Annotated in this window: 23 protein-coding genes and 1 tRNA gene; 16 read left to right on the plus strand and 8 right to left on the minus strand. The window is 59.2% G+C overall.

The window, feature by feature from the left end; translation table 11 throughout:
* Positions 1–175 precede the first annotated feature (175 nt).
* The 9 genes from GF108_RS17130 to GF108_RS17170 all read left to right on the plus strand — a co-directional run bounded on the left by GF108_RS17130 (position 176) and on the right by GF108_RS17170 (position 6,911).
* Positions 176–403, plus strand: coding sequence for a twin-arginine translocase TatA/TatE family subunit (locus GF108_RS17130; RefSeq protein ID WP_153669278.1), 228 nt, complete (start codon positions 176–178; stop codon positions 401–403).
* 58 nt (positions 404–461) lie between these two features.
* Positions 462–1,079 (plus strand): Sec-independent protein translocase protein TatB, encoded by a 618-nt coding sequence (gene tatB / locus GF108_RS17135; protein ID WP_153669280.1) that lies wholly within the window; start codon positions 462–464, stop codon positions 1,077–1,079.
* Positions 1,076–1,900 carry a twin-arginine translocase subunit TatC gene (gene tatC, locus GF108_RS17140; RefSeq protein ID WP_113280711.1) on the plus strand — a complete coding sequence of 275 codons (825 nt, stop codon included), beginning with the start codon at positions 1,076–1,078 and terminating at the stop codon, positions 1,898–1,900. Before tatB ends, tatC begins: the two co-directional genes overlap by 4 nt.
* Positions 1,901–1,964: 64 nt before the next feature.
* On the plus strand, positions 1,965–3,248 hold the full coding sequence (gene serS / locus GF108_RS17145; RefSeq protein ID WP_153669282.1) for a serine--tRNA ligase: 1,284 nt from the start codon (positions 1,965–1,967) through the stop codon (positions 3,246–3,248).
* Between the two features lie 17 nt (positions 3,249–3,265).
* The gene (gene surE / locus GF108_RS17150; RefSeq protein WP_153669285.1) at positions 3,266–4,024 is read left to right on the plus strand and encodes a 5'/3'-nucleotidase SurE; all 759 of its coding nucleotides are present in this window, start codon (positions 3,266–3,268) and stop codon (positions 4,022–4,024) included.
* Positions 4,021–4,674, plus strand: a complete 654-nt coding sequence (locus GF108_RS17155) for a protein-L-isoaspartate(D-aspartate) O-methyltransferase (protein ID WP_027231473.1) — start codon at positions 4,021–4,023, stop codon at positions 4,672–4,674. The genes surE and GF108_RS17155 overlap by 4 nt, the downstream gene beginning before the upstream one ends.
* Before the next feature lie 193 nt (positions 4,675–4,867).
* The gene (locus tag GF108_RS17160) at positions 4,868–6,187 is read left to right on the plus strand and encodes a M23 family metallopeptidase (protein ID WP_153669287.1); all 1,320 of its coding nucleotides are present in this window, start codon (positions 4,868–4,870) and stop codon (positions 6,185–6,187) included.
* Between the two features lie 143 nt (positions 6,188–6,330).
* Positions 6,331–6,585, plus strand: coding sequence for a type II toxin-antitoxin system HicA family toxin (locus tag GF108_RS17165; protein WP_153669538.1), 255 nt, complete (start codon positions 6,331–6,333; stop codon positions 6,583–6,585).
* Positions 6,582–6,911 carry a type II toxin-antitoxin system HicB family antitoxin gene (locus tag GF108_RS17170; protein ID WP_153669289.1) on the plus strand — a complete coding sequence of 110 codons (330 nt, stop codon included), beginning with the start codon at positions 6,582–6,584 and terminating at the stop codon, positions 6,909–6,911. Before GF108_RS17165 ends, GF108_RS17170 begins: the two co-directional genes overlap by 4 nt.
* Here GF108_RS17170 and GF108_RS17175 read toward each other — a convergent pair whose 3' ends face one another.
* On the minus strand, positions 6,912–7,775 hold the full coding sequence (locus GF108_RS17175) for an ATP-binding protein (RefSeq protein WP_153669291.1): 864 nt from the start codon (positions 7,773–7,775) through the stop codon (positions 6,912–6,914). It abuts the gene before it with no gap.
* A gap of 163 nt (positions 7,776–7,938) precedes the next feature.
* Here GF108_RS17175 and yajC point away from each other — a divergent pair, with 163 nt between their 5' ends.
* The 4 genes from yajC to GF108_RS17195 all read left to right on the plus strand — a co-directional run bounded on the left by yajC (position 7,939) and on the right by GF108_RS17195 (position 11,847).
* Positions 7,939–8,274: a preprotein translocase subunit YajC gene (gene yajC / locus GF108_RS17180; RefSeq protein ID WP_091921723.1), complete on the plus strand. Its 336-nt coding sequence runs from the start codon at positions 7,939–7,941 to the stop codon at positions 8,272–8,274.
* Positions 8,275–8,336: 62 nt separating this feature from the next.
* The gene (gene secD, locus GF108_RS17185; protein WP_153669293.1) at positions 8,337–10,604 is read left to right on the plus strand and encodes a protein translocase subunit SecD; all 2,268 of its coding nucleotides are present in this window, start codon (positions 8,337–8,339) and stop codon (positions 10,602–10,604) included.
* Between the two features lie 4 nt (positions 10,605–10,608).
* Complete coding sequence (locus GF108_RS17190; RefSeq protein WP_153669295.1) at positions 10,609–10,998, plus strand: Mth938-like domain-containing protein; 390 nt, start codon at positions 10,609–10,611, stop codon at positions 10,996–10,998.
* Positions 10,999–11,010: 12 nt separating this feature from the next.
* Complete coding sequence (locus GF108_RS17195) at positions 11,011–11,847, plus strand: phytoene/squalene synthase family protein (protein ID WP_153669296.1); 837 nt, start codon at positions 11,011–11,013, stop codon at positions 11,845–11,847.
* Between the two features lie 127 nt (positions 11,848–11,974).
* Here GF108_RS17195 and trmFO read toward each other — a convergent pair whose 3' ends face one another.
* Together trmFO and GF108_RS17205 are read right to left on the minus strand one after the other, a co-directional pair.
* On the minus strand, positions 11,975–13,384 hold the full coding sequence (gene trmFO, locus GF108_RS17200) for a methylenetetrahydrofolate--tRNA-(uracil(54)-C(5))-methyltransferase (FADH(2)-oxidizing) TrmFO (RefSeq protein ID WP_153669298.1): 1,410 nt from the start codon (positions 13,382–13,384) through the stop codon (positions 11,975–11,977).
* Between the two features lie 85 nt (positions 13,385–13,469).
* On the minus strand, positions 13,470–14,417 hold the full coding sequence (locus GF108_RS17205) for an aldo/keto reductase (RefSeq protein ID WP_153669300.1): 948 nt from the start codon (positions 14,415–14,417) through the stop codon (positions 13,470–13,472).
* 138 nt (positions 14,418–14,555) lie between these two features.
* Between GF108_RS17205 and GF108_RS17210 the strand changes: the two genes are divergently transcribed.
* A complete protein-coding gene (locus GF108_RS17210) occupies positions 14,556–15,134 on the plus strand; it encodes a hypothetical protein (RefSeq protein ID WP_153669302.1) in 579 nt (192 codons plus the stop codon).
* Between the two features lie 158 nt (positions 15,135–15,292).
* On the opposite strand, the gene GF108_RS17215 is transcribed toward GF108_RS17210, so the two are convergent.
* On the minus strand, positions 15,293–15,439 hold the full coding sequence (locus tag GF108_RS17215) for a DUF1127 domain-containing protein (protein ID WP_081815883.1): 147 nt from the start codon (positions 15,437–15,439) through the stop codon (positions 15,293–15,295).
* A 256-nt stretch (positions 15,440–15,695) separates the two neighbouring features.
* On the opposite strand from GF108_RS17215, the gene GF108_RS17220 reads away from it, so the two are divergent.
* Together GF108_RS17220 and GF108_RS17225 are read left to right on the plus strand one after the other, a co-directional pair.
* Complete coding sequence (locus tag GF108_RS17220) at positions 15,696–16,808, plus strand: DUF2157 domain-containing protein (RefSeq protein ID WP_153669304.1); 1,113 nt, start codon at positions 15,696–15,698, stop codon at positions 16,806–16,808.
* On the plus strand, positions 16,805–17,380 hold the full coding sequence (locus GF108_RS17225) for a GDYXXLXY domain-containing protein (protein WP_153669306.1): 576 nt from the start codon (positions 16,805–16,807) through the stop codon (positions 17,378–17,380). The genes GF108_RS17220 and GF108_RS17225 overlap by 4 nt, the downstream gene beginning before the upstream one ends.
* A gap of 26 nt (positions 17,381–17,406) precedes the next feature.
* On the opposite strand, the gene GF108_RS17230 is transcribed toward GF108_RS17225, so the two are convergent.
* From GF108_RS17230 to GF108_RS17245, 4 genes are all read right to left on the minus strand, one after another.
* Positions 17,407–17,489, minus strand: a tRNA-Leu gene (locus GF108_RS17230).
* Positions 17,490–17,955: 466 nt separating this feature from the next.
* A complete protein-coding gene (locus GF108_RS17235; RefSeq protein ID WP_153669308.1) occupies positions 17,956–18,402 on the minus strand; it encodes a pyridoxamine 5'-phosphate oxidase family protein in 447 nt (148 codons plus the stop codon).
* Positions 18,403–18,485: 83 nt separating this feature from the next.
* Entirely contained in the window at positions 18,486–21,653 is a 3,168-nt protein-coding gene (locus tag GF108_RS17240; RefSeq protein WP_153669310.1) for an efflux RND transporter permease subunit, read from the minus strand.
* On the minus strand, positions 21,650–22,762 hold the full coding sequence (locus GF108_RS17245; RefSeq protein WP_153669540.1) for an efflux RND transporter periplasmic adaptor subunit: 1,113 nt from the start codon (positions 22,760–22,762) through the stop codon (positions 21,650–21,652). Before GF108_RS17245 ends, GF108_RS17240 begins: the two co-directional genes overlap by 4 nt.
* Positions 22,763–23,297 lie beyond the last annotated feature (535 nt).

Below are 23,297 nucleotides of genomic sequence, written 5' to 3' on the forward strand. Positions count from 1 at the left end.
GGACTTAAGGATAATGTGGCCTAAACAACCCGTCACGCAAGATTTTGTGCGGGTTTTAAACTTGGGCCTTGCGCGTCGCTTACATGAATGTGAAAGAGCAAGCAGCTCTAGTGTTTGAAAAGCACGGGGAAAAGGCATAGATCAGCCCGAACCATTGGGCGAATGTGAGGAAATTATGGGTAGTTTTTCAATCTGGCACTGGCTTATCGTGCTTGCAGTCGTGCTTCTTCTGTTCGGTCGCGGCAAAATTCCGGAACTGATGGGCGATGTTGCCAAGGGCATCAAGAACTTCAAGAGCGGCATGAGCGATGAAGACGAAGCAACGGCCGAAGGCTCGAAGACGATCGACAACCAGACTGGCCAGCCGGTGAACTCGGTCAAGGAAAAGACGACCAAGTCTTGATCGGCAATGATTAGCCTCGTCATGGGCGCGGCGGATTTGCCGCGCTGGAGCATGTTGAATGTTTGAAGTCGGTTGGTCGGAAATCCTGGTTATCGTGATCGTCCTGATCGTGGTGGTCGGTCCGAAGGATTTGCCGAAGATGATACGCGCCTTTGGCAAGGCAACAGCGAAATTTCGTGCAACGGCCGGAGAATTCCGCCGCCAGTTCGACGAGGCGCTCAAGGAAGCGGAGCTTGACGATGTCCGCGACATCATCAACGACGCTAAAAGCCTCGATCCGCGCAGCGATATCCGCAAGGTTTTCGATCCGGTAAGGACGATGGGCGAGGATATTCGCTCAAGTCTCAAGGACGTGGCTGCATCAGCCAAGGATAACGTTGCCATTCCCGATCCGAGCGCGCCCGGCGCAGCACAGCTCCAGCCGCAGGTGATGGAACCATTGCCAGCAGCGACGCAGGCCGCCGCCTCGACTGTCGCCGAGCCCAAGACTGAAGTTCCGGCAAAGAAACCGGCTGTACGGAAGGCAAAGCCGGCGGTGGCCAAGGCAACCGAAGCGAAGGCCGCACCCGCCAAGGCCGCATCCGCCAAGACCGCCGCTTCCAAGGCTGCAAAGGCTCCCGCAAAGACAACGGCCAAGCCGCGCGCCAAGACTGGCGATACGGGGAAACAATCTTGAACAAGTCCGACGACGAAATCGACAAGAGCTCAGCGCCTCTGATCGAGCACCTCATTGAATTGCGCCGGCGTCTGATCTGGGCGCTCGTTGCGTTCTTCGTCGCATTCCTCGGCTGTTTCCACTATGGCAAGCAGCTCTTCAATCTTCTGGTTATTCCTTATCAATGGGCCGTGGGCTGGGCGGGTTTCGATCCGGCCAAGGCTCAGCTGATCTATACCGCGCCGCAGGAATTTTTCTTCACGCAGGTGAAGATCGCCATGTTCGGTGGCATCGTGCTAGCCTTCCCGGTAATCGCCTCGCAGATCTACAAATTCGTCGCGCCTGGCCTCTACCGCAATGAGCGCATGGCATTCCTGCCGTTTCTCGTTGCGTCACCGATCCTCTTCCTCATGGGCGGGGCACTCGTTTATTTCTTCTTCACACCGATGGTGATGTGGTTCTTCCTCGCCATGCAGCAGCAAGGCGTCGCAGGAGAAGTACAGATCTCGCTCCTGCCCAAGGTTTCCGAGTATCTCAGCCTGATCATGACGCTGATATTCGCGTTCGGCCTGGTGTTCCAGCTTCCGGTCGTTGCGACGTTGCTGGCCCGCGTCGGTCTCGTTGGCTATGACGGCATGAAGTCGAAGCGCAAATACGCCATCGTTATCGCCTTCATCGTTGCCGCCGTGATTACGCCGCCGGATCCGGTCAGCCAGATCGGTCTTGCGCTCCCGACGATCATTCTCTACGAGATTTCGATCTGGATGGTGCGTCTGGTCGAGAGGAAGCGTGCAGCGGCCGAAGCCGAAGCGCAATCGGGCTCAAGCGAAGTCTCCTCCTGACACTCTCCGATTTCGCCGGGTCTTCGGGCCCATTTTACCACGCATCCAAGACGGCTTTACTCCCATGCTCGACATCAAATGGATCCGCGAGAATCCGCAAGCGCTTGACGCAGCTCTGGCCAAACGAGGCAATGAGCCAGCGTCGTCCCGCCTGATCGAGCTCGATGAGAAGCGCCGTCAGCATATCGGCAAATTGCAGGAGGCGCAGGAGCGCCGCAACGCTGCGTCCAAGGAAATCGGCAAGGCCATGGGCGCCAAGGACCAGGCGACTGCGGATCGGCTGAAGGCAGAGGTCGCCGACATAAAGCTGTTCCTGCAGTCGGCCGAAGAGGAAGAGCGTCAGCTCGACCGTGCGCTGACCGATGCGCTATCGGTGCTGCCTAATGTTCCGCTCGAGAGCGTGCCGGTCGGCAAGGACGAGTCCGATAATGTCGAGGTTCACCGCATTGGGCAGCTGAAGAACTTCGCCTTCGAGCCGAAGGAGCATTTCGAGATCGGCGAACAGCTCGGCTACATGGATTTTGAACGCGCCGCGCGTCTTTCGGGCAGCCGCTTCACGGTGCTGAAGAGCCAGCTTGCACGGCTCGAGCGGGCGCTCGGACAGTTCATGCTGGACCTGCACACGCAAGAGCACGGCTACATGGAAGTGAGCCCGCCGCTCCTCGTCAATGACGAGGTTCTGTACGGGACGGGCCAATTGCCGAAATTTGCCGAGGATTTGTTCCAAACGACCGAAGGCCGCTACCTCATCCCGACCGCCGAAGTGCCGCTGACAAATCTCGTACGCGAGGAAATCCTCGACATACGCGACCTGCCGCTGCGCATGACCGCATTGACCGCATGCTTCCGTTCGGAAGCCGGGTCGGCCGGGCGCGATACCCGGGGCATGCTGCGCCAGCACCAGTTCATGAAGGTCGAGTTGGTGTCGATCACCGATGCGGATCGTTCGATCGAGGAACATGAACGCATGACATCCTGCGCCGAGGAGGTTCTGAAGCGTCTCGATCTGTCGTTCCGCACCGTGACGCTGTGCACGGGCGACATGGGCTTTGGCGCGCAGAAGACCTATGACATCGAGGTCTGGCTGCCGGGGCAGAGGAGCTACCGCGAGATTTCGAGCTGCTCGGTCTGCGGCGATTTCCAGGCCCGTCGCATGAATGCGCGCTACCGGCCGGAAGGAGAGAAGTCGACGCGCTTCGTCCACACGCTGAATGGCTCCGGTGTCGCGGTCGGGCGCGCGCTTATCGCGGTTGTCGAAAATTACCAGAATGAGGACGGCAGCGTTACGGTTCCTCAAGCACTCGTGCCCTATATGGGTGGGCTGACACGAATCGAAAGAGCCGCTTAACAGGCAAGGATAGGGCAATGCGCATACTTCTGACCAACGATGATGGAATTCATGCGGAAGGTCTGAGTGTGCTCGAAGGCATTGCCCGAAGCCTCTCGGACGATATTTGGGTGATCGCGCCGGAAACCGACCAGAGCGGTCTTGCGCACTCGTTGACGCTTTCCAATCCGCTGCGCTTGCGCAGGATCGACGAGCGGCACTTTGCACTGCGCGGCACGCCGACGGATTGTGTGATCATGGGCGTGAAGCGTCTGATGCCCGAGCCGCCTGACCTTATCCTCTCGGGTGTCAATGCGGGATCGAACACAGCCGATGACGTCACCTATTCGGGAACCATCGCCGGGGCCATCGAAGGCACGCTGCTCGGCATCAGGTCGATTGCGCTGTCGCAGGAATATGGCCTTGAGGGCGATGCCCGGGTGCTGCCCTGGGACGTCGTGGCGGCGCATGCGCCGGACCTGTTGAAGAAGCTGCTCGGCGTCGAATTGCCGAAGGGCGTCCTCATCAATCTCAATTTCCCGAACTGCAACGCCGGCGCTGTCGCCGGGACGCGGGTGACCGTGCAGGGCAAGCTTTCCCATGGCCTCGCCATCGAAGAGCGTCATGACGGACGTGGTCTGCCCTACTACTGGCTGCGCTACGGGCGGGGCAAGGATGTGCCGGCCGAGAACAGCGATGTCGCGGCGATCCGCAAGAATTTCATCTCGATAACGCCCCTCCAGCTCGACCTCACCGCGCACGAAACGCGTGCGGCGCTGGAGGATGCCTTCGCATGAAGCCTGCATTGTCCGAACGGGAGGGGTTTGCCGCGTTCGTTTTGCGCATGCGCTCGCTCGGCAACACCGACCAACGCCTGCTCGGAGCCTTCGAGGCGACGCCGCGCATGGCGTTCGTCAATGGCAATCTTGGTACTCTGGCCTATGGCCAGGGGATGCTGCCAATCGAGTGCGGCGAGTTCATGGAAGGGCTCGACCTGCAGGCGCAGCTCATCAAGTCGCTCGATCTCGAGCCGACGCACCGCGTGCTGGAGGTTGGTACCGGTACTGGCTTCACAGCCGCCGTCATGGCGCGCCTTGCTGGCCGTGTCCTGTCGCTGGAGCGCTACAAAACGCTTGCCGAGCTTGCCCAGCAACGGCTGCAAGCTTTGAAGATCGAGAACACCTTCGTCAAACATGCCGATGGCAGGCATGGCCTTGCCAATGACGGGCCGTTTGACCGCATCATTGTCTGGGGCTCGTTCGAGAGCCTGCCGCGCCAGTTCGTCGACCTCTTGTCGTCGAACGGCGTGATGATCGCGCCGATCGGCGCGCTTGAGGGCAGGCAGGTCATGGCCCGCCTTTCGAAGATCGGCAGCCGTTTCGAGCGCCAGGACATGATGCCGGTGCGTTTCCTGCCGCTTCTCGAAGGCCTTTCCGCCGCGCTCTGATAGACGTAATCAACTACGTGCACTCGGCGCAGCTCGTAGCTCCCCCGCGTGGCTATCTCTAAGCCGACGAAGGGCAACCCTTTACGGGTTTGGTGAATTTTTCGCAAATTTTATGAGCACTTTAACCGTCGGGTAACATTAACGCGATCTAATGGCGTCAATAAACTTGTATTGAGTACGGGCGGGACATGCGATGCGTTTGAGTACATTAGACAAAGCGTCACGGCGGCTGGCTCTAAATGCCGCTATTCTTACGGTTGCTGGATTGGCTGCAGGTTGCAGCTCAGGCGTGCAGCGCTTCACCAGCGCCGATTTCAGCTCCGGCTACAGCGATAACCAGCGCTCCGTCATGGCGCAGAACAACGGCCCGCAGCCCTATACGCCGCCGGTCGATTCGACGCAGACCGCTTCGGTCGGCAGCGGAAAAGTTCAGCGCGGCAACCTGCCGCCAGTTGGCGCAGCCAGTGCGTCGGCCTTGCCGCCCGTATCGTCGCAGCCCTCGCGTCCTGCGCTTGCTCCGGTTGCCAGCGCTCCGGCGCGCAGCCAGCAGATGGCATCCGCTGAACCGGTCCAGCCCATGCGGGCGGCACCGCTTGGCTCCAGCACAAATACTTTGAAGACCCCCGACGGACGTGAAGCACGCATGCCTGCCCAGCCAGCCCACAATTCTGCCAACAAAGTTGCCGTAATGCCGCAAGCGCCGCAGGTAAAAGCAACGCAGCCCAACGCTTCTACGTCTGCAAAGACGCCGGCTAATAATAACGGTGCCTATACGGTGCAGAGCGGCGATACGCTTCATGCGATCTCGCGCAAGACCGGCGCCAATGTCGAGGCCATCAAGCAGGCCAACAATATGACCGACGGTACCGTCCGTATCGGTCAGTCGCTGATCATTCCGCCTTCCAGCGGTTCGCTTGCGCAGAATGTCGCCAATAACATGAAGTCGAAGGGCGCGGTCGACCAGGTCAAGACCGCATCGACGCCGCCCGCCGAACAACCCAAGATTGTCGCCAACGCCGCGCCGACTGCAGCAACTCCGGCCAATGCCCAGCCCGACGGCCAGGCCAAGCCGTATACGCCGCCGCAGGCGAGCGAGAAGGTCATCGACGATGCGGAGAAGGACGTGGCCGCAGCACCATCGGCGACCGGCGTCACCGGCATGCGCTGGCCGGTGCGTGGACGTGTCGTCGCCAATTACGGCAAGGGCAGCGATGGCATCGATATCTCGGTACCCGAAGGCACGCCGATCAAAGCTGCCGAGAATGGCGTCGTCATTTACTCGGGCGACGGCTTGAAGGAGTTTGGCAATACCGTGCTCGTGCGCCACGACAACGGCCTTGTCACCGTCTACGGCAATGCCAGCAAGCTCAATGTCCAGCGCGGACAGAAGGTCAAGCGCGGCGAGGAACTCGGCAAGTCGGGCATGACCGGCAACGCCACCCAGCCGAAATTGCACTTCGAGGTGCGCAAGAACTCGACGCCGGTTGATCCGTCGAAATATCTCGAATCCTGATCAGGCTTCGACCGAGAGCTCAAAGCCGTTATGTAATTTGGCCCCCGAAAGTTGGATATCAACTTTCGGGGGTTATGCATTTTAGATTGACGATTATGCTAGCATTCAATGCTTGCAAGCAATATATTTTAAGAGGTATTTTGATGAATAGCAGGCATAGGCGAACCCTGCTCGCTGTCTTTTCTAACCCGGTCTCTGGCTCGATAGCATGGTCGGATATCGAAAGCTTGCTGGTCAGCGTCGGGGCACGGGCGATCGAGGGCAGTGGCTCGCGTGTCAAATTTGAAAAGGATGGTGAACTGGAAAGCTTTCACAGGCCTCATCCCACTAAGGAAGCAAAGCGCTATCAAGTCCGCGCCGCCCGGGCCTTTCTGGAAAGAATTGGAATCGAACCATGAACGTCATGCACTACAAGAATTACACTGCGAGGGTAGAGTATGATGACGAAGATGAAATCTTTTTCGGCAAAATCGCCGATATAAGCGACGGCGTCGGCTTTCATGCCGATACAGTCGTCGACCTTAAAGCGGCTTTTCATGAAGCGGTGGAGGACTATATCGAGGCTTGCGCCAAGATCGGCAAGGAGCCGCAGAAGCCCTACTCGGGCAAGATGATGTTTCGGGTGAAGCCCGAAGTTCATCGCCGCGCAGTCCTGGCGGCGGAACGCGCCGGGAAAAGCCTCAACCAATGGGCCGAAGAGGCTTTGGACAAGGCGGCGAGCTGACTACAGCTTCTTCCCAAGCCGCCCAGCGAGATCCTGAGTGAACTGCCAGGCGACACGCCCCGAACGCGAGCCGCGCGTCGTTGACCATTCCAGGGCGTCGGCGTGGAGCTCGCCCTTTTCGACGCCAAGGTCAAAATGCGCGGCATAGCCGTCGATCATGGCCAGGTAATCGTCCTGGCTGCACTTGTGAAATCCGAGCCACAGGCCGAAACGGTCGGAAAGGGACACTTTTTCCTCCACCGCTTCCGACGGATTGATCGCCGTCGAGCGCTCGTTTTCGATCATGTCGCGCGGCAAGAGGTGCCGCCGATTGGATGTCGCGTAAAAGATGACATTGTCCGGCCGGCCCTCGACACCGCCTTCCAGTGCAGCTTTCAGCGACTTGTAGGACGTATCGTCATGGTCGAAGGAAAGATCATCGCAGAACAGGATAAACCGGTAGTCGGTGTCCTTGATCGCCGCCATGAGGGCAGGGAGACTGTCAATGTCCTCACGGTGGATCTCGACAAGCTTTAGGGGCGCGCCATTATCGCCCGCTGCAGCATTGACCGAGGCGTGCACCGCTTTGACCAGCGAGGATTTGCCCATGCCGCGCGCGCCCCACAGGAGCACATTGTTGGCCTGGAAGCCTTCGGCAAAACGCTTGGTGTTGTCGAAAAGGATATCGCGGACAGTGTCGACGCCGCGGATCAGCGAGATATCGACGCGATTGACCCTGGTTACTGGATCGAAGGAGAGATGGTCCGGATTCCACACGAAACAGTCGGCGCTATCCAGGTCGACTGCCTGCGGCTCGGGCGGCGCCATTCGCTCCAGCACCTTAATCAAGCGGTCAAGTTTATCCGTCAGCAATTCCCGCGACATTCCCATCCAGCCTTTGCTTTACCTGCGCACCTGCAACTATCATGTTGACGATAAATCGAAAAGCCGCCCTCACGGTTTTGTACGGTTGCTTTTGCCAACGCAAACATTGTATTGCGCAGGCTCAGGTATAATCAAAATATGTCTTCTCTGGAGGTTTGTCTCAATGTTCGTAACTCCTGCATATGCACAGGCCGCCGGCGGCGCACCGGAAATGCTCATGAGCATTCTGCCATTCATCCTCATCTTCGTGATCATGTACTTTCTCATCATCCGTCCGCAGCGCACGGCGGCGAAGAAGCGCGAGGAACAGCTGAAGGCAATTCGCCGCGGCGACACGATCGTCACCGGCGGCGGTTTCATCGCCAAGGTCGTGAAGGTGTATGAGGATACGGGCGAACTCGATGTCGAGATCGGCGATGGCGTCAAGGCACGGGTGTTGCGCGGCATGGTCGCCGATGTACGGGTCAAGGGCGAACCGGTTGCCGATAACAAGAAATAAGGCATAGTTACGGGGCGGCCACGGAGCCGCCCTGTTGATTCTATGCCGAAGGTTATTGCCGAATGCTCTATTTCAGCCGCTGGAAGACCGTACTCATTTGGGCCGTTGTTCTGGCAGCCGTCATATTGGCTCTTCCCAATCTGTTCACGCAGGATCAACTGGTAAAGCTGCCGGACTGGCTGCCGAAGAAGCAGCTGGCCCTCGGGCTTGATCTCGAAGGCGGATCGCGCATCGGCCTGCAGGTCGACAAGGACCATCTCCCCGATACGGACGCGACGATGGCGGTGCTGAAGCGGCGCCTGAGCGAACTCGGCTATACAAATCCGAATGTCGAGGGTCAGCGCAACGGGCGCATCCTTGTCGAGGTGCCGGGCCTCTACGATTCGCAACTCCTCAAGGACATTTTGAGCCTGACAGGCGAACTCACCTTCCAGATGGTGGATTCGTCGATGCCGGCTCAGAAGGCAGTCGATGGCACACCGCCGGAAGGCGATGAGGTCGTCTATTCCTTCGACGATCCGCCGGTTCCATATCTGGTCAAGACCGAGCCGCTCGTCTCGAACAAGAATTTTGTCGACGCGCAGGCCGGTATCGACACAGCGTCACAGGAGCCGGTGGTGACGTTCCGGCTCGATAGCATCGGCGCCGATCGCTTCTCCAAGGCGACGAAAGCCAATGTCGGGCAGTCCTTTGCGATCGTCCTGGACAATCAGGTTCTGTCGGCGCCGGTGATCAGCGAGGCCATTCCCGGCAATACCGGGCAGATTACCGGTAACTTCGACCTCTCCGGCGCGAGCAATCTTGCGCTCGTCATGCGTGCGGGCGCCTTGCCGACCGATGTTACCGTGATCGAAGAGCGCACGATCGGTACCGACCTTGGCGCTGCAGCCGTATCATCCGGCAAGATTGCGGCCCTGATCGGCGCCGCGCTCGTCATCCTATTCATGCTGCTGACCTATGGCTTCCTCGGCGTCATCGCCAGCGTTGCGCTTGTCGTCAATGTCCTCCTGATCCTTGCAGTGCTGACCCTCTTCGGCGCGCCGCTGACCCTTGCCGGCGTCGCCGGTATCGTCCTGACGATCGGCATGGCGGTGGATTCGAACGTCCTCATCTATGAACGCATCCGTGAAGACCGGCGGGCGGGTTTTTCGGTCATCCAGGCCATCGACTCCGGGTTTTCCCGGGCGCTCGCGACAATTGTCGATGCCAACGTGACCACGCTGATTGCAGCGCTCGTCCTGTTCATTCTCGGCAGCGGCCCCGTGCACGGCTTCGCACTCACGGTGACGATCGGCATCGTAACGACGCTGTTCACGACATTCACGTTGACCAGGTGGCTCATATCGATCTGGGTGCAACGCTCGAAGCCAAAGGAAGTGCCTGGCGCACCGCTCAAGCTCGTGCCGAACAACACCAGAATTCCGTTCATGAAATTGCGCGGCCTGACCCTCGGTTTTTCGGCGCTGTCGAGCATTGCCGCCATCGTCCTCTTTGCCGTTGTCGGCATGAATTTCGGCATCGATTTCAAGGGCGGTACGCTGGTCGAAATCCAGTCGCGGCAAGGGCCGATCGACCTCGACGATGTTTATAGCCGGCTCGATGATCTGAACATCGGCGAGGTTAAAATCGAACCGTTCAAGTCGGACGACCGCGCCTTGATAACGGTTGGAAGCCAGGGCGAGGGCGAGAATGCCGAGCAGACCGTCGGCGTAAAGATCCGCGGCGAACTGCAGGACGACTACGATTTCCGCCGTGTCGATGTCATCGGCCCGTCCGTATCGAGTGGATTGTCGCAGGCGGGTGTGCTCGCCGTGGTCCTCTCGCTCGTCGCCATCCTTGCCTATGTCTGGTTCCGCTTCGAGTGGCATTTTGCGCTCGGCGCTATCCTTGCCACGATCCACGACGTCGTGCTCATCGTCGGCATGTTTGTTATCTTTCAGATGGAATTCAATCTCTGGAGCATTGCGGCGCTTCTTGCCATCGTCGGCTACTCGCTCAACGATACAGTGGTGATTTATGACCGTGTCCGCGAAAACCTCAGGCGCCATGGCAATACCATGTCGCTGTCGGCCGTTCTCGATGCATCGATAAATCAAACCTTGTCGCGTACTATCCTGACTTCGCTTGCGACCTTCCTCGCACTCCTGATGCTTTACATCTATGGCGGCGATGACGTGCGTTCCTTCGCGCTGACGATTGCCGTCGGCATCATTGTTGCGACCTATTCCTCGATCTTCGTGGCCGGTCCGCTATTGATGTTGTTCGGGCTCAAGGGCCGCGACGTTGTCGATGACACCACGAGGGTGGCGTCCGAGCAGAACGGAGTTTAGAGACTTGGCCAAGGGCATTGAAATCCGGGACGCCCATTTTCCGGGGCGCGCGCCGATCGATGCCTATGGCAATGGCGGATTTCGCTTTGCTGACATGTCACATCGTGGCTCGATCCTGTGTCTTCCATCAGGCATCCATGGCTGGGAGCCGAAAACGCCGCCGATCGTGACGGCTGCCGATCTGTCGCTCCTGATCGAGCAGGCGGATGATATCGAGATCCTTTTGGTAGGCACAGGCACGGAGTTGCGCCGGCTGCCGCAGGAACTGCGCGACGCCTTGCGCAAATACCGCATTTCCGCCGATCCCATGAGCACGGGCGCGGCAGTGCGCACCTATAATGTCTTGCTGGCCGAAGATCGGGCGGTGGCGGCTGCCTTGATCGCCGTCGATTAAGGCGGCATCTCAATGAACGCCAATGAAACCTACTGCATGCAGTTCCTGCGCGATGCGGACCCTGACCGCTATGTCTCGATCCTCTATGCCCCCGAGGACAAACGCGGCGCGCTGGCGGCGATTTATGCCTTCAATGCGGAGATCGCTCGCATTCGCGACCTGATCCATGATCCGTTGCCCGGCGAGGTACGGCTGCAATGGTGGCGCGATCTTATCAACGGCACCGAACATGGTGCGGCCTCGGCGAATCCGGTGGCCGCCGCGCTCCTCGAGACGATCAAGACCCACGACCTGCCGCGGCAGGCTTTCGACAATTATTGCGAAGCCCGGATTTTCGACCTTTATGACGACCCGATGCCCAGCCGCAATGATCTTGAGGGCTATTGCGGCGAGACCGCGTCGGCCTTGATCCAGTTGGCATCGTTGGTGCTCGATGAGGATGCCGCGCTGAAGCAGGCGGATACGGCGGGACATGCTGGCGTTGCGCAGGCGATTGCGGGCCTGCTGCGGCTCCTGCCCCTGCACCGGCGGCGCGGCCAGATTTATATCCCGGCCGACATACTGACAGCAGTCGGCTGCAGCCCGCAGAATCTCCTCGATGGTTCGGATGGAGAAGCGATCGCGCGCGCAGTCGCTGCCATGATTGCGCTTGCGACAGACCATCTGGCAAAGTTTGAAGCCGGCGCGAAGGAGCTGCGCGTCAGCCTGCGTCCTGCATATCTCCCGGCGCGGCTTACGCGCATCTATTTGAAAAAGCTGAAGGCAAAGGGCGCTGATGCTGCAAACGAAGTTGCGGATATCACGCCGCTGCGCCGGCAGTGGGCGATGCTGAAGGCTTCCGTCAGTTAACATGGAAGGCCGATCGAGGACGCTCAACCCCGGTCTTGCCGGATATCTCCCCTACAAGCGGGAAGTTGGGCGGTCGTCCTGAGGGGTGAGCCCCTTGAGGAACGCAACTCCGATTTAAAGTAGCTCGCTACTCCGCAGCCTCGGCAATCGCCGGCAATCCGAGCCAAGCGCGACAATCGGCGAGGGCGCGGGCGCTCATGGCGCGCTTCTTCGCATTGGATTTTTCCTTGCCGCGCAGGCGTTTGCCTTCAGATTTCGGTGTCTCGATGTGCGGGAAGAGCCCATAATTGACGTTCATCGGCTGGAAGGAGCGCTTCCCCGGCTCTTCATCGGTGACGATATGGCCGCCGGTAATGTGGCCGAGAAGCGCCCCGAATGCCGACGTTGCCGGCGGCGGCGTAACGGCTTGGCCCAGTCGTTCGGCGGCGGCGAACCGGCCGGCGAGGAGACCGATGGCGGCCGATTCCACATATCCCTCGCAGCCGGTTATCTGGCCGGCAAAGCGCAAGCCTGGCCGGCTTTTCAATTGCAGCGTCGGATCGAGGAGGGTGGGCGAATTCAGGTAGGTGTTGCGGTGCAGGCCGCCGAGGCGCGCGAACTCGGCGTTTTCGAGCCCGGGGATCATGCGGAATATTTCGGTCTGCGCCCCATATTTCAGCTTCGTCTGGAAGCCGACCATGTTGTAGAGCGTGCCAAGCGCATTATCCTGGCGCAGTTGCACGACTGCATAGGCCTTGACGGTGGGATTGTGCGCATTGGTGAGCCCCATGGGCTTCATCGGACCGTGGCGCAGCGTCTCCGGCCCGCGTTCCGCCATGATCTCGATGGGGAGGCAGCCGTCGAAATAGGGCGTGCCCTCCCACTGCTTGAATTCCGTCTTGTCGCCGGCGATCAGGGCCTGCACGAAGGCCTCGTATTGCTCCTTGGTCATCGGGCAGTTGATGTAATCCTTGCCGGTGCCGCCCGGTCCAACCTTGTCGTAGCGCGACTGGAACCAGCAGACGTTCATGTCGATCGAATCGAAATGCACGATCGGAGCAATCGCATCGAAAAAGGCGAGGGCGTCGGCGCTGGTCTCACGACCGATGGCCTCGGCAAGCGAAGGAGCCGTCAGCGGCCCGGTCGCTATGATGGCTTTGTCCCAGTCTGCTGGCGGCAGGCCGGTAATCTCCTCGCGCACGATCGTGATGAGCGGATGCGCTTCGAGGATTGCGGTGACCTTGTCGGAAAAACCGTCGCGGTCGACGGCAAGGGCGCTGCCGGCCGGCACCTGGTGGGCGTCGGCCGCGGCCATGATCAGCGAATTGGCAAGCCGCATTTCGGCGTGAAGCACGCCGACCGCATTGGTCTCGGCATCGTCGGAACGGAACGAATTGGAGCAGACCAACTCGGCCAGACCTTCGGTCTTATGCGCATCCGTGCCACGCACGGGGCGCATTTCATGCAGGATGACAGGCACCCCGGCTTGCGCCAGTTGCCATGAGGCTTCGGAACCGGCGAGACCGCCGCCAATGATGTGTACAGGTTTGATGGACATGGCTTTCCAATAAACGCTTTGACCGCCCGCATCAATGCGCAAAAGCCGCCGCACGGTGCAATGCGGCGGCTTTCGATCCAAGCGATCAGGTGCTGGCCTTGTCGAGTTCGGCAACGTCTTCGGCACTGAGGCTGAGCGAAGCCGCCTTGATCAGGCTGTCCAACTGTTCGAGCGACGTCGCGCTGGCAATCGGGGCGGTCACGCCTTCGCGCTGCATGATCCAGGCGAGGGCGATTTCCGCGGGCTTCGCCTTGTGCTTGGCGGCAATATCGTCAAGTGCGGCGAGAATGCGGAATCCACGCGGATTGAGATAATCCTTGATGCCGCCGCCGCGCGCGCTTTTGCCAAGGTCCGCTTCGCTGCGATACTTGCCGGAGAGAAATCCGCGCGCGAGGCTGAAATAGGTAATGACGCCGATATCTTCGGCCATGCAGAGATCCCGCAGCGGTCCGTCATAGCTCTTGCGGTCGTAGAGATTATACTCCGGTTGGAGCACATCGTAGCGCGGCAGGCCAGTTTCCCTGGAAACGTCGAGCGCTGCTCGCAGTTGCTGGGCATCGAGATTGGATGCGCCGATTGACTTGACCTTGCCCGCCTTCAGGAGTTCCGCGTGGGTGCCGAGGGTCTCCTCGTAGGGTGTTTCCGGATCCGGCCAGTGCGAAAGATAGAGATCGATCGCATCTACCTGCAGCCGGCGCAAGGAAGCCTCAGCCGCCCTGGCGATATAGGCAGCCGAAAGGTCCTTCTTGCCCTGTCCCATGTCGGAGCCGACTTTGGTGATAATGACAATTTTGTCGCGATTTTTGCGCGATTTCATCCATTCGCCGATGATGGTTTCGGATTCGCCGCCTTCATTGCCGGACACCCAGCGCGAATAGGCATCGGCCGTATCGACAGCGTTGAAGCCGGCATCGACGAAGCGATCAAGCAGGTCGAAGGATGTCTTCTTGTCTGCGGTCCAGCCAAAGACATTCCCGCCAAAGACGAGCGGGGCGATGGAAAGGCCGGTTCGGCCGAGACGGCGTTGTTGCATGATCATTCTCCGATTGGGTGAGGTGCGCCAGGGGTGATTTAGGGTGCGGCGCCGGCTGTTGCCAGGTGAGCATTCCGGGAGCAACCATATTATGCAAATCTGTTGGGCTTCGGTGAAAACAATTGTTAGTGTTGGCACATGCAAACAAAAGTTTCACAAAAACTCGTCTTCTGTTTTCTTTTTCTCATTCTTTGCAGTCCCGCATCCATCGCCACGGCGCTGAGCTTCAGCGTTTGCCACGGTTATGGCTGCTATTTTAAGACCAATGTGACGCTGACCGGCACCGACCGTTCTCGCATTGCCTCCATCATGGCGTCTGGCCGCAAATCGCCAGAGAGCGAGCGCGCGGCGGTTCGCCGGGCGGTTCAAGTATTCGAACAACGCAACACGCAGGTGATTGGCGTCGTCGATCGGCCGAAGATGGATTTTGGCAAGGGACGCGAGCGCGGCCAGATGGATTGCGTGGACGAATCCACGAATACCGATCATTTCCTGCGCTATCTGCAGGGTGCAGGCCTGTTGCAGTTCCACACCGTTGCCCGGCGGGATTCGCGCGGAAGCTTTTTCGACGGGCGCTATCCCCACTTCACCGCTGTTCTGAAAGACCGCAGCGGTACGCTTTGGGCAGTCGATTCCTGGTACGAGCCGGGAGGCGGCGCTCCAGACGTCATGACGCTCGCGGAATGGAAAAGCAGGGGATATGGCGGCGTCCGCTAGGGCTCAATGCGCTGGAGGGGCCTGAAATAACAACACCCACCGCGGGAGGAGGTGCGGTGGGTGTCGTTTGATAAAGGCCGATCAGGGAGGAGGAGTATCGGCCTTTGATCGCGGGGGCTTCGGGAGGAGGATAAGCCCCGGCGATATTCTTTATGCGATTAGCGAATTGCGGACTTCTTGGCGACGTACGGGATGTCCGAACGGGCAATGCCGAGATCGCTGAGTTCGCGGGACGACAGGCGGTTCAATTCGGAAACCGTGTCGCGATAACGACGCCAGTTGCTGTAGGAGCGGATAAGGTTCATTTCAATCACCACTTTGGTTGTTGTTTGCTTGATCACTCTTGATCGTTGAGTGGAAGATAGTGCACGGCTCCTGAAAGTTGCAGAGCCAAGTTTGCAGATCAGCTATGCAATTGCTGCATTGCAACATTAATCGATGTTAATTGTTGCGGCGCACAAATGTCGTGAATGTGGCGCTGCGGGCACGCAGGATCGCCATAGGAGGATGACCGCCACCTCGCTATACTAAAGACTCGTTGCAGCGATTCAGGAGCAGACCGTGGCGATATCCATTGGCGTGAAGAAACACATTGCGCGCTGGCAGCGGGACGGTCTGATCGATGAGACAACGGCCGAACGCTTGCGCAAAGACATGGACGGCAGGGGACACGGTCTCGGGCTTGGCGGCGTCCTTGCAGTTCTCGGCGCAGTTTTGCTGGGCGCGGCCATTGTCTCCCTCGTCGCAGCCAATTGGGAACTCATGCCGCGCCTTGTTCGGCTGGGTCTTATCATATCGGTGATCGGCGCCGGCTATGTCGGCGGCGCCTGGCGGGCAAGCCTGGGTGACAGGATATTCAGCGAGGCGCTTTACCTGATCGCCGCCATCACATTCGGTGCCGGTATCGGCCTGGTTGGCCAAATGTACCACCTCTCGGGAGATACCACCGATGCGGCGCTTCTTTGGGTGGCGGGCACGATGGTGGCAGCCCTCCTGCTGCGATCAAAGGTACTGACGTCCACCAGCGTCGCAATTACCGGGTTCTACCTCTTCGCTTCGCTCGAACCATCGACTCCAGACCACTGGAACTACATCTGGCTGGTGCCTGTGCTTGCAATCATCTGCGCGGGACTTGTCTGGTGGACCAAGGCGAAGCAGGCGCGACATTTCATTGCCATTCTCCTCATCGCTTATGTCTTCGTGGTCCGGTTCGATCTGGACGATCAGGCGATTCTCTGGATTGCGGCCGTTCTCGGCGCGGCACTCTTCCTCGCGGATGCACTGCGGAGCAGGGCGACCCAGCAGCTGACCGGCTGGAGCGAGGCCATCGGCGGATATGGCTTCATCATGCTGGTCATCGCCCTCATCTTCTTCCAGTTCGACGAATTCAGCGAAGGGGTTACCAATCAGGTTGTCATCGGCTTTGCGATTTTGGGATGCTCCGTCGCGGGCCTCGCCCTTTCGGGGCACCGGAACCTTGCCGTGCGCTGGGTTTCCTACACTGTCTTATCGCTTGAGGTGCTGTACCTGGCGTTCAAGACGATCGGTACATTGATAGGCACCGCGGGCTTCTTCCTGACTGCCGGCATCCTCGTCTTGTTGCTGGCGGCCTTCGTCGTCAGAATGGAGCGAAGACTTCAAAGAAAGAATCCGAAAAAGGAAGCAACGGCATGATCCTGAAGGTAAATCGCCTGATCCTGCTCGGCGCCGTTGTGGCAATTTTACAGTCCGGAGCCCTCTACGCCATGGTCGCACAGCGGGCGTCGATCCTGCGCAGCGGCACCAATATCACGCTCCTTACCGAGCCGGTCGATCCACATGATTTCCTGCGCGGCGACTATGTCACACTTGGTTACGGCATCGCGACAATCGAGGCCAACAAGGTGACTGGGACGCCGCCGACGTCAACCGGGTTCGCCGATATCTATGTAGCGTTGAAGCAGGCGGATGACAGTGCTTGGGGCATAAGCAGCGCCTCGTGGCAAAAGCGCGAGGATCTGGCGCCCGGTGAAATACAGCTGCGCGGCCGCACCTCCGGTTACGCCAATGCCGCGATCTATCACGATCTTCACATCCAATACGGGATCGAGCGCTATTATGTGCCGGAGGGCGAAGGGCGCGTGATCGAAGACCAGCAGCGGGAACGCAGGATTGAGGCTGTCATCGCGGTTTCGCCGTCGGGAGATGCGCAAATTCGCGCTCTGAAAAACAACGGAGAAGTTCTCTACGAGGAGCCGATCTACTGACGATGGCGACTGTGCGTCAAGCGCTATGGTGCGGATGGAGGGACTCGAACCCCCACGGTCTCCCGCCAGAACCTAAATCTGGTGCGTCTACCAATTTCGCCACATCCGCAGATGGAGGCGTTACCGCACCCCAAGCGCCGGTCTCTATAGCATCGTGATTTCTGCCGTCAAAGGAAAAAGGGGTTGTTCCAAAGAAGATTGGCGTGCGGGGGCCACGCGAGGCATGCCCGCTGACATGGGACTTGGGCGGGCCAATTTTAGCCAGCTACGCCTATTTGGCGGATGGGCGGCTCTTCGTAATCGAAAAAGCCCCCTTGGAGCGCTTCAAGACGTCCGACAAGCGTTCCGGGTTGAATTTTGGTTTTGGCGTCGCCTGCCGAATCGTATCGATGAGATGATCAGAAGCAGTTGGCATCCTGCGCACGAAATGCTGATTGGACGTTCCGCCCATGGTGGTGCTCCTTTTGATTGGTCCCTCAGTCATACAACGTCTAAGGGGTATCGTTGGTTGCACCAGCTCGCAGGTCAGGATCACATTCTTCTACCTTATGAAAAGGGGAATGTGCGAGCTCCGTCTAACGCTCCTTGACCGCCTTATGGCCGGTCGTTTCGGTTATGGCGATGCGGAAGTAAACCGGGTCAAGCGGTCGTTCCTGTTCGCGAATGACTGTCTTCACGTAGCCAGGCTCCCACCATTCGGCTTTCTTGTTCAGGAGATCATGGGCCATGTTGCGCTCATCGCCATGTTCCTTGGTGATCTCTTCGAACCTGCCTGTAACGACCACGCTCTTCCAGCTATTGGTCGCATCGATCTCGTCGAACTCAACGCAGACCTTGTTGTTCTCGCGCATCCACTCGATTTTCCGCCCAACAGTGGTGAAGGAATAGAGGTAGACGGAATTGTAGACGAAGCGAAGCGGGACGATGTAGGGCTGATCATCCTTGGCGCAGGCGAGCCGGCCGATGCTGGCCCGGGTCAGCAGTTCCTTGATTTCCTGCCGCGACATTTCGGTAATGATCATCTCTCGCTCCGCATGAATGATAAGTCAGCGCGCACCAGCATGATGCCCGCCGACCCTTAACGCAAGCCGGTAATCAAGCGGGACTAGAAGCCCCGCGCCGGAGCCTCCACAGCCGGTTTGCGCTTGCGCCCGAATGAACGCAGCGCCACGTAGAAGACTGGTGTCAGGAACAACCCGAAGAACGTAACGCCGAGCATGCCCGAGAACACGGCCGTCCCCAGCGACTGACGCATTTCCGCACCGGGCCCTGTTGCGATCATCAGAGGGACCACGCCGAAGATGAATGCAAATGCGGTCATCAGGATCGGGCGAAGGCGCAAACGGCTTGCCTCGATTGCCGCTTCGACAGGTGTCGCGCCGTCGTCCTGGTGTTGTCGCGCAAACTCGACGATCAGAATCGCGTTCTTCGCCGCCAGGCCGATCAACACCACAAGCCCGATCTGGGTCAGGATATTGTTGTCCATGCCACGCAGATGCACGCCGATTAGCGCTGCGAGCACGGCGAGCGGGACGATCAGGATGATCGCAAGGGGGAGGATCCAGCTTTCATACTGAGCGGAAAGCGCCAGGAAAACGAAAATGACCGACAGGGCGAAGATGTAGATCGCCGTATTGCCGGTGCTGCGCTCCTGGAATGCGAGTTCTGTCCAGTTGAATGTCGTTCCGACCGGCAGCGTCTGTGCCGCCAATTGTTCCATCTTGTCGAGTGCATCACCAGTCGAAATGCCCGGCGCCGGGTTGCCCTGCAATGGCACCGAAACATACATGTTGTAGCGCTGCACCAGCGAGGGTCCGGTTGTGTCCCTTATCTCGATCAAGGTTCCGAGCGGCACCAAAGCTCCCGTCGCCGAGCGCACCTTCAGCGCCAGAATGTCGGCCCGGTCCATGCGATATTGCTGGTCCGCCTGCGCCCGTACTTGATAAACGCGCCCGAATGCATTGAAATCGTTGACATAAGAGGTGCCGAGGTTGATCGACAGCGTCTCGAAAATGTTGGGGATCGGGACGTTCAACGCCCGCGCCTTGTCGCGGTCGATCTCGAGGAAATATTGCGGGCTCGACGCCGAGAAGGTCGTGAAAACCCCGGTAAGTCCCGGCGTCTTGTTGGCTTCACCCATCATCTGATAGGCAAGAGGCAGGATGCGGCGCATGTCCGGATTGTCGCGGTCGAGAATCTGCATCTTGAAGCCGCCGGAATTGCCGATGCCGCGGATCGATGGCGGCGGCACGGCGATGATGAAAGCCTCCTGGATGCTCTGCATCTTGGTGAAGAGCTGGCCGATGATTGCCTGCGCCGTCTCACCCTTTGGAAGTCGCTCCTCGAACGAATTGAACGGCGCGAACACCACGCCCGCATTCGACGCATTGGTAAAGGTGGCGCCGCTGAAGCCAGCGAACGCCACCGCATGGCTTACACCGGGAACGCTACGGACGATGTCCGAGGCACGCCTGATCACAGCATCGGTGCGCTCCAGCGACGCGCCATCGGGCAATTGGACGACGACGATGGCATAGCCCTGGTCCATTGTCGGAATGAACCCGCGCGGTACGATATTGGCCATGTACCATGTGCCGGCGAGGAGACCCACGAAGACGAGCAGCGAGGCCAGAAGGCCGACAGTCGAGCCGACAAGATGGCGAATGATCCACGAGTAGCCATGTGCCATTCGGTCGAAGCCGGTGTTGAAGCCGTTGGCAAGGAAGCGGCCGGCACGCGCGAGCGGGTTTCTCGATTGCGAATGCCCGTGCGGGCGCAGGACGATTGCCGCAAGGGCCGGGGAGAGCGTCAATGAATTCAGCGCCGAGATCGCCGTGGCGACGGCGATGGTGATGGCAAACTGCAGATAGAACTGGCCGGAAATGCCGGGAATGAAGGCAGTCGGCACGAACACGGCAATGAGCACAAGCGAGATGGCGACGACCGCCGTTCCGACCTCATCCATGGTGACGTGGGCCGCTTGCTTCGGCGTCATGCCGGACGAAAGGTTACGCTCGACGTTTTCGACGACGACGATCGCGTCATCGACGACGATGCCGATGGCGAGGACGAGGCCGAACAGTGTCAGCATGTTCAGCGAGAAGCCGAAAGCAAGGAGTATGGCGAGCGTTCCGATCAACGACACCGGAATGGCGACGATGGGAATAATGGCGGTCCGCCAGGACTGCAGGAACACGAGCACGACGAGAGCCACGAGAATGACGGCCTCGATGATGGTCTTGTAGACCTCGTTTATCGATTCAGAGATGAACTCGGTCGGGTTGTAGACGATGTTGTAGGTCAGTCCGTCCGGGAAATCCTTGGCGAGTTCCTTCATCGTCTCCTGAATGGTTTCGGAGGTTGCCAAAGCGTTGGTGCCGGGCCGGCTGAAAATGCCGAGTGCCACGGCGGGACTACCGTCGAGATAACTGTTGGTCACATAGTCCTTGGCGCCGAGCTCGATGCGCGCCACATCCTGCAATTGGACGAGGCGACCGGTATCCGAAGCCTTGACAATGACATAGCGGAATTGCCTCGCGTCGCTGAAACGCCCTTCCGTCGTGACTGTGTATTGGAATGCACTGTTGCCCGACGTCGGCGGCCCGCCGATCGAGCCGCCCGAAACCTGCACGTTCTGATCTCGCAGCGACTGGACGACGTCGCTTGCCGTCATGCCGTAGGCAGCAAGCTTCTGCGGGTCGAGCCAGATGCGCAGCGAATATTCGCGTTCGCCGAAGATGGTCAGATCGCCAACGCCGTCGAGCCGCAGGAGGACGTCGCGAATGCGGGTGCGTGCATAGTTGGACGCATAGAGTTGGTCATAACGGTTGTTCGGCGAAAGCACGTGGATGACCATCATCAGGTCGGGTGAACTCTTCGTCGTGGTCACGCCGAGACGCCGCACCTCCTCGGGCAGCCGCGGTTCGGCGATGGAAACGCGGTTCTGGACCAGCACCTGCGCCTGGTCGAGGTCGGTGCCGAGCTTGAAGGTAATCGTCAGCGCCATCGACCCGTCTGCGGTCGAATAGGAGGACATGTAGAGCATGTTCTCGACGCCGTTGACTTCCTGCTCGATCGGCGTCGCCACCGTGTCGGCAATGGTTTGCGCATCCGCGCCGGGATAGGAGGTGCGCACCACGATCGTCGGCGGGGCGATTTCCGGATATTGGGCGACGGGAAGCTGCGTGTAGGCAATGCCGCCCACGATCAACAGCAAGATCGACAGGACGGATGCAAAGATCGGCCTGTCGACAAAGAAATGCGCGAATCTCATTGGCCGACCCCCGTCGCCTTGGCTTCGGGTGGCAGCGTAACGAGTTCTGGCTTGACCTTGACGCCCGGACGGATACGCATCAATCCATTGACGACGATGGTCTCGTCGCCGGTCAGACCCTCGCGAATGATGCGATAGCCATATTGCTTGGGCCCAAGCCGCACCGGCTTCGGCGTGACCGTGCCGTCTTCGCTTACTGTGTAGACGATGCGCTCGTTCTGGTCCGCGCCAACCGCATCATCCGGGACGAGGATGCCCTTGTAGGTGTTGGAGGCGGAGACTTCGACGCGCCCGAACAGGCCGGGCTGCAAGACAAAATCCGGATTGGCGAAGCGGGCTCGCACCCGCATCGTGCCTGTCTGGGCATCGAGCCGGTTTTCGGAGAAGTCGAGCTTGCCCTTGACCGGTGGTTCCTTCGAGTCCGTGAGCCGAACCGTGACATCCAGCCCGCCGCCGCCTTCCTGAAGGTCGCTGCCCCGCTCGCGCGCCGAACGGGCATAGGAAAGCAGATTGCGCTCATCGACGTCGAAATAGAAGTCGATCGGATCAAGCGAGACGATCGTCGTCAGGATCGTGTCATTGGCATTGACGAGGTTGCCAACGGAAATCAGCCTGCGATCGATGCGTCCGTCCTGCGGCGCAGTGATTTCGGTATACATCATGTCGAGCTTCGCCTGAGCGACCGCGGCTTCCGCGCCACGCACGCTCGCCTGGCCGGCGAGATAGGCGCGGCGCTGGTCGTCGAGCGTCGATACCGACAGGGTGCCGCTCCCGGTCAGCGATTCAGTGCGCTTGTACTGGGCTTCGGCGTAGGTAAGGGTGGTCTTTGCGACCTCGAGCGCCGCCTGTGCCTGATCGAGAGCAGTTTGGAACGGCCTCTGGTCGATCGTGAACAGCGGATCGCCCTTCTTGACGAGCGCACCGTCCTTGAAATGCACCGTATCGAGATAGCCCGACACACGCGAGCGCACAGCGACCTGATCGACGGCGTCGAACCGGCCGATGAACTCATCAGCGTCGATCACATCGCGAACAATGGGTTTTGCAACCGATACTGGTGGTGGAGGCGGGGCGGCAGCCTCCTGCGCCAAAGCTGAAGTTGCGGTCATAATAGCGGCTGCAAGGCCGAGCTTAACGGCGGAAATGAACGTTCGTGACAAGGGCAGGCCTCCAAGACAATCGGACACCGAACGGCCACGCGGGATGAATTCCAGGACAAATCAACCGGATGGAGCGGCTGACACTGCAAATCATCGGACGATCGGGTCTAGTTACGCAAAGTCAGAATTCAACGCTCAGGCGGAGCAATTCAACCAGATACGCTCGTGCGCCCAGCCGGGCGACGCGGATACAACCTGTCTCAAAACCCCACGAATCCAGACTTGCATAGTTCGAATTGGTTGTCACCTTGCAATCGCGAGTGGTATTTGAAGGTTAAACGCCTTGCAAAACGGGCATTTTTCTCGAAGCAGCAACCGGGCTGCGCCATTGATTTTTGCCCGCAAGGCAAGTAAAGGGAGCGACCAGTCGGTGAGGGTGCAATCTCTTTCGCAACTTTGTGCCACATTCTGTGCTAGAATTCGTGTCGCAAATCGAGAGTTGCACTGGAATTAGGCAATAAAATCAACGTGGATGGTGAGTAAA

Source organism: Phyllobacterium sp. SYP-B3895 (assembly GCF_009647635.1).
GTDB classification, from domain to species: domain Bacteria; phylum Pseudomonadota; class Alphaproteobacteria; order Rhizobiales; family Rhizobiaceae; genus Phyllobacterium; species Phyllobacterium pellucidum.

Bases quoted from the DNA above. Each gene is read 5' to 3' on its own strand.
- GF108_RS17130 (WP_153669278.1), top strand. From the start codon at position 176: ATGGGTAGTTTTTCAATCTGGCACTGGCTTATCGTGCTTGCAGTCGTG.
- tatB (WP_153669280.1), top strand. From the start codon at position 462: ATGTTTGAAGTCGGTTGGTCGGAAATCCTGGTTATCGTGATCGTCCTG.
- serS (WP_153669282.1), top strand. From the start codon at position 1,965: ATGCTCGACATCAAATGGATCCGCGAGAATCCGCAAGCGCTTGACGCA.
- surE (WP_153669285.1), top strand. From the start codon at position 3,266: ATGCGCATACTTCTGACCAACGATGATGGAATTCATGCGGAAGGTCTG.
- GF108_RS17155 (WP_027231473.1), top strand. From the start codon at position 4,021: ATGAAGCCTGCATTGTCCGAACGGGAGGGGTTTGCCGCGTTCGTTTTG.
- GF108_RS17160 (WP_153669287.1), top strand. From the start codon at position 4,868: ATGCGTTTGAGTACATTAGACAAAGCGTCACGGCGGCTGGCTCTAAAT.
- GF108_RS17165 (WP_153669538.1), top strand. From the start codon at position 6,331: ATGAATAGCAGGCATAGGCGAACCCTGCTCGCTGTCTTTTCTAACCCG.
- GF108_RS17170 (WP_153669289.1), top strand. From the start codon at position 6,582: ATGAACGTCATGCACTACAAGAATTACACTGCGAGGGTAGAGTATGAT.
- GF108_RS17175 (WP_153669291.1), bottom strand. From the start codon at position 7,775: ATGTCGCGGGAATTGCTGACGGATAAACTTGACCGCTTGATTAAGGTG.
- yajC (WP_091921723.1), top strand. From the start codon at position 7,939: ATGTTCGTAACTCCTGCATATGCACAGGCCGCCGGCGGCGCACCGGAA.
- secD (WP_153669293.1), top strand. From the start codon at position 8,337: ATGCTCTATTTCAGCCGCTGGAAGACCGTACTCATTTGGGCCGTTGTT.
- GF108_RS17195 (WP_153669296.1), top strand. From the start codon at position 11,011: ATGAACGCCAATGAAACCTACTGCATGCAGTTCCTGCGCGATGCGGAC.
- trmFO (WP_153669298.1), bottom strand. From the start codon at position 13,384: ATGTCCATCAAACCTGTACACATCATTGGCGGCGGTCTCGCCGGTTCC.
- GF108_RS17205 (WP_153669300.1), bottom strand. From the start codon at position 14,417: ATGCAACAACGCCGTCTCGGCCGAACCGGCCTTTCCATCGCCCCGCTC.
- GF108_RS17210 (WP_153669302.1), top strand. From the start codon at position 14,556: ATGCAAACAAAAGTTTCACAAAAACTCGTCTTCTGTTTTCTTTTTCTC.
- GF108_RS17215 (WP_081815883.1), bottom strand. From the start codon at position 15,439: ATGAACCTTATCCGCTCCTACAGCAACTGGCGTCGTTATCGCGACACG.
- GF108_RS17225 (WP_153669306.1), top strand. From the start codon at position 16,805: ATGATCCTGAAGGTAAATCGCCTGATCCTGCTCGGCGCCGTTGTGGCA.
- GF108_RS17235 (WP_153669308.1), bottom strand. From the start codon at position 18,402: ATGATCATTACCGAAATGTCGCGGCAGGAAATCAAGGAACTGCTGACC.
- GF108_RS17240 (WP_153669310.1), bottom strand. From the start codon at position 21,653: ATGAGATTCGCGCATTTCTTTGTCGACAGGCCGATCTTTGCATCCGTC.
- GF108_RS17245 (WP_153669540.1), bottom strand. From the start codon at position 22,762: ATGACCGCAACTTCAGCTTTGGCGCAGGAGGCTGCCGCCCCGCCTCCA.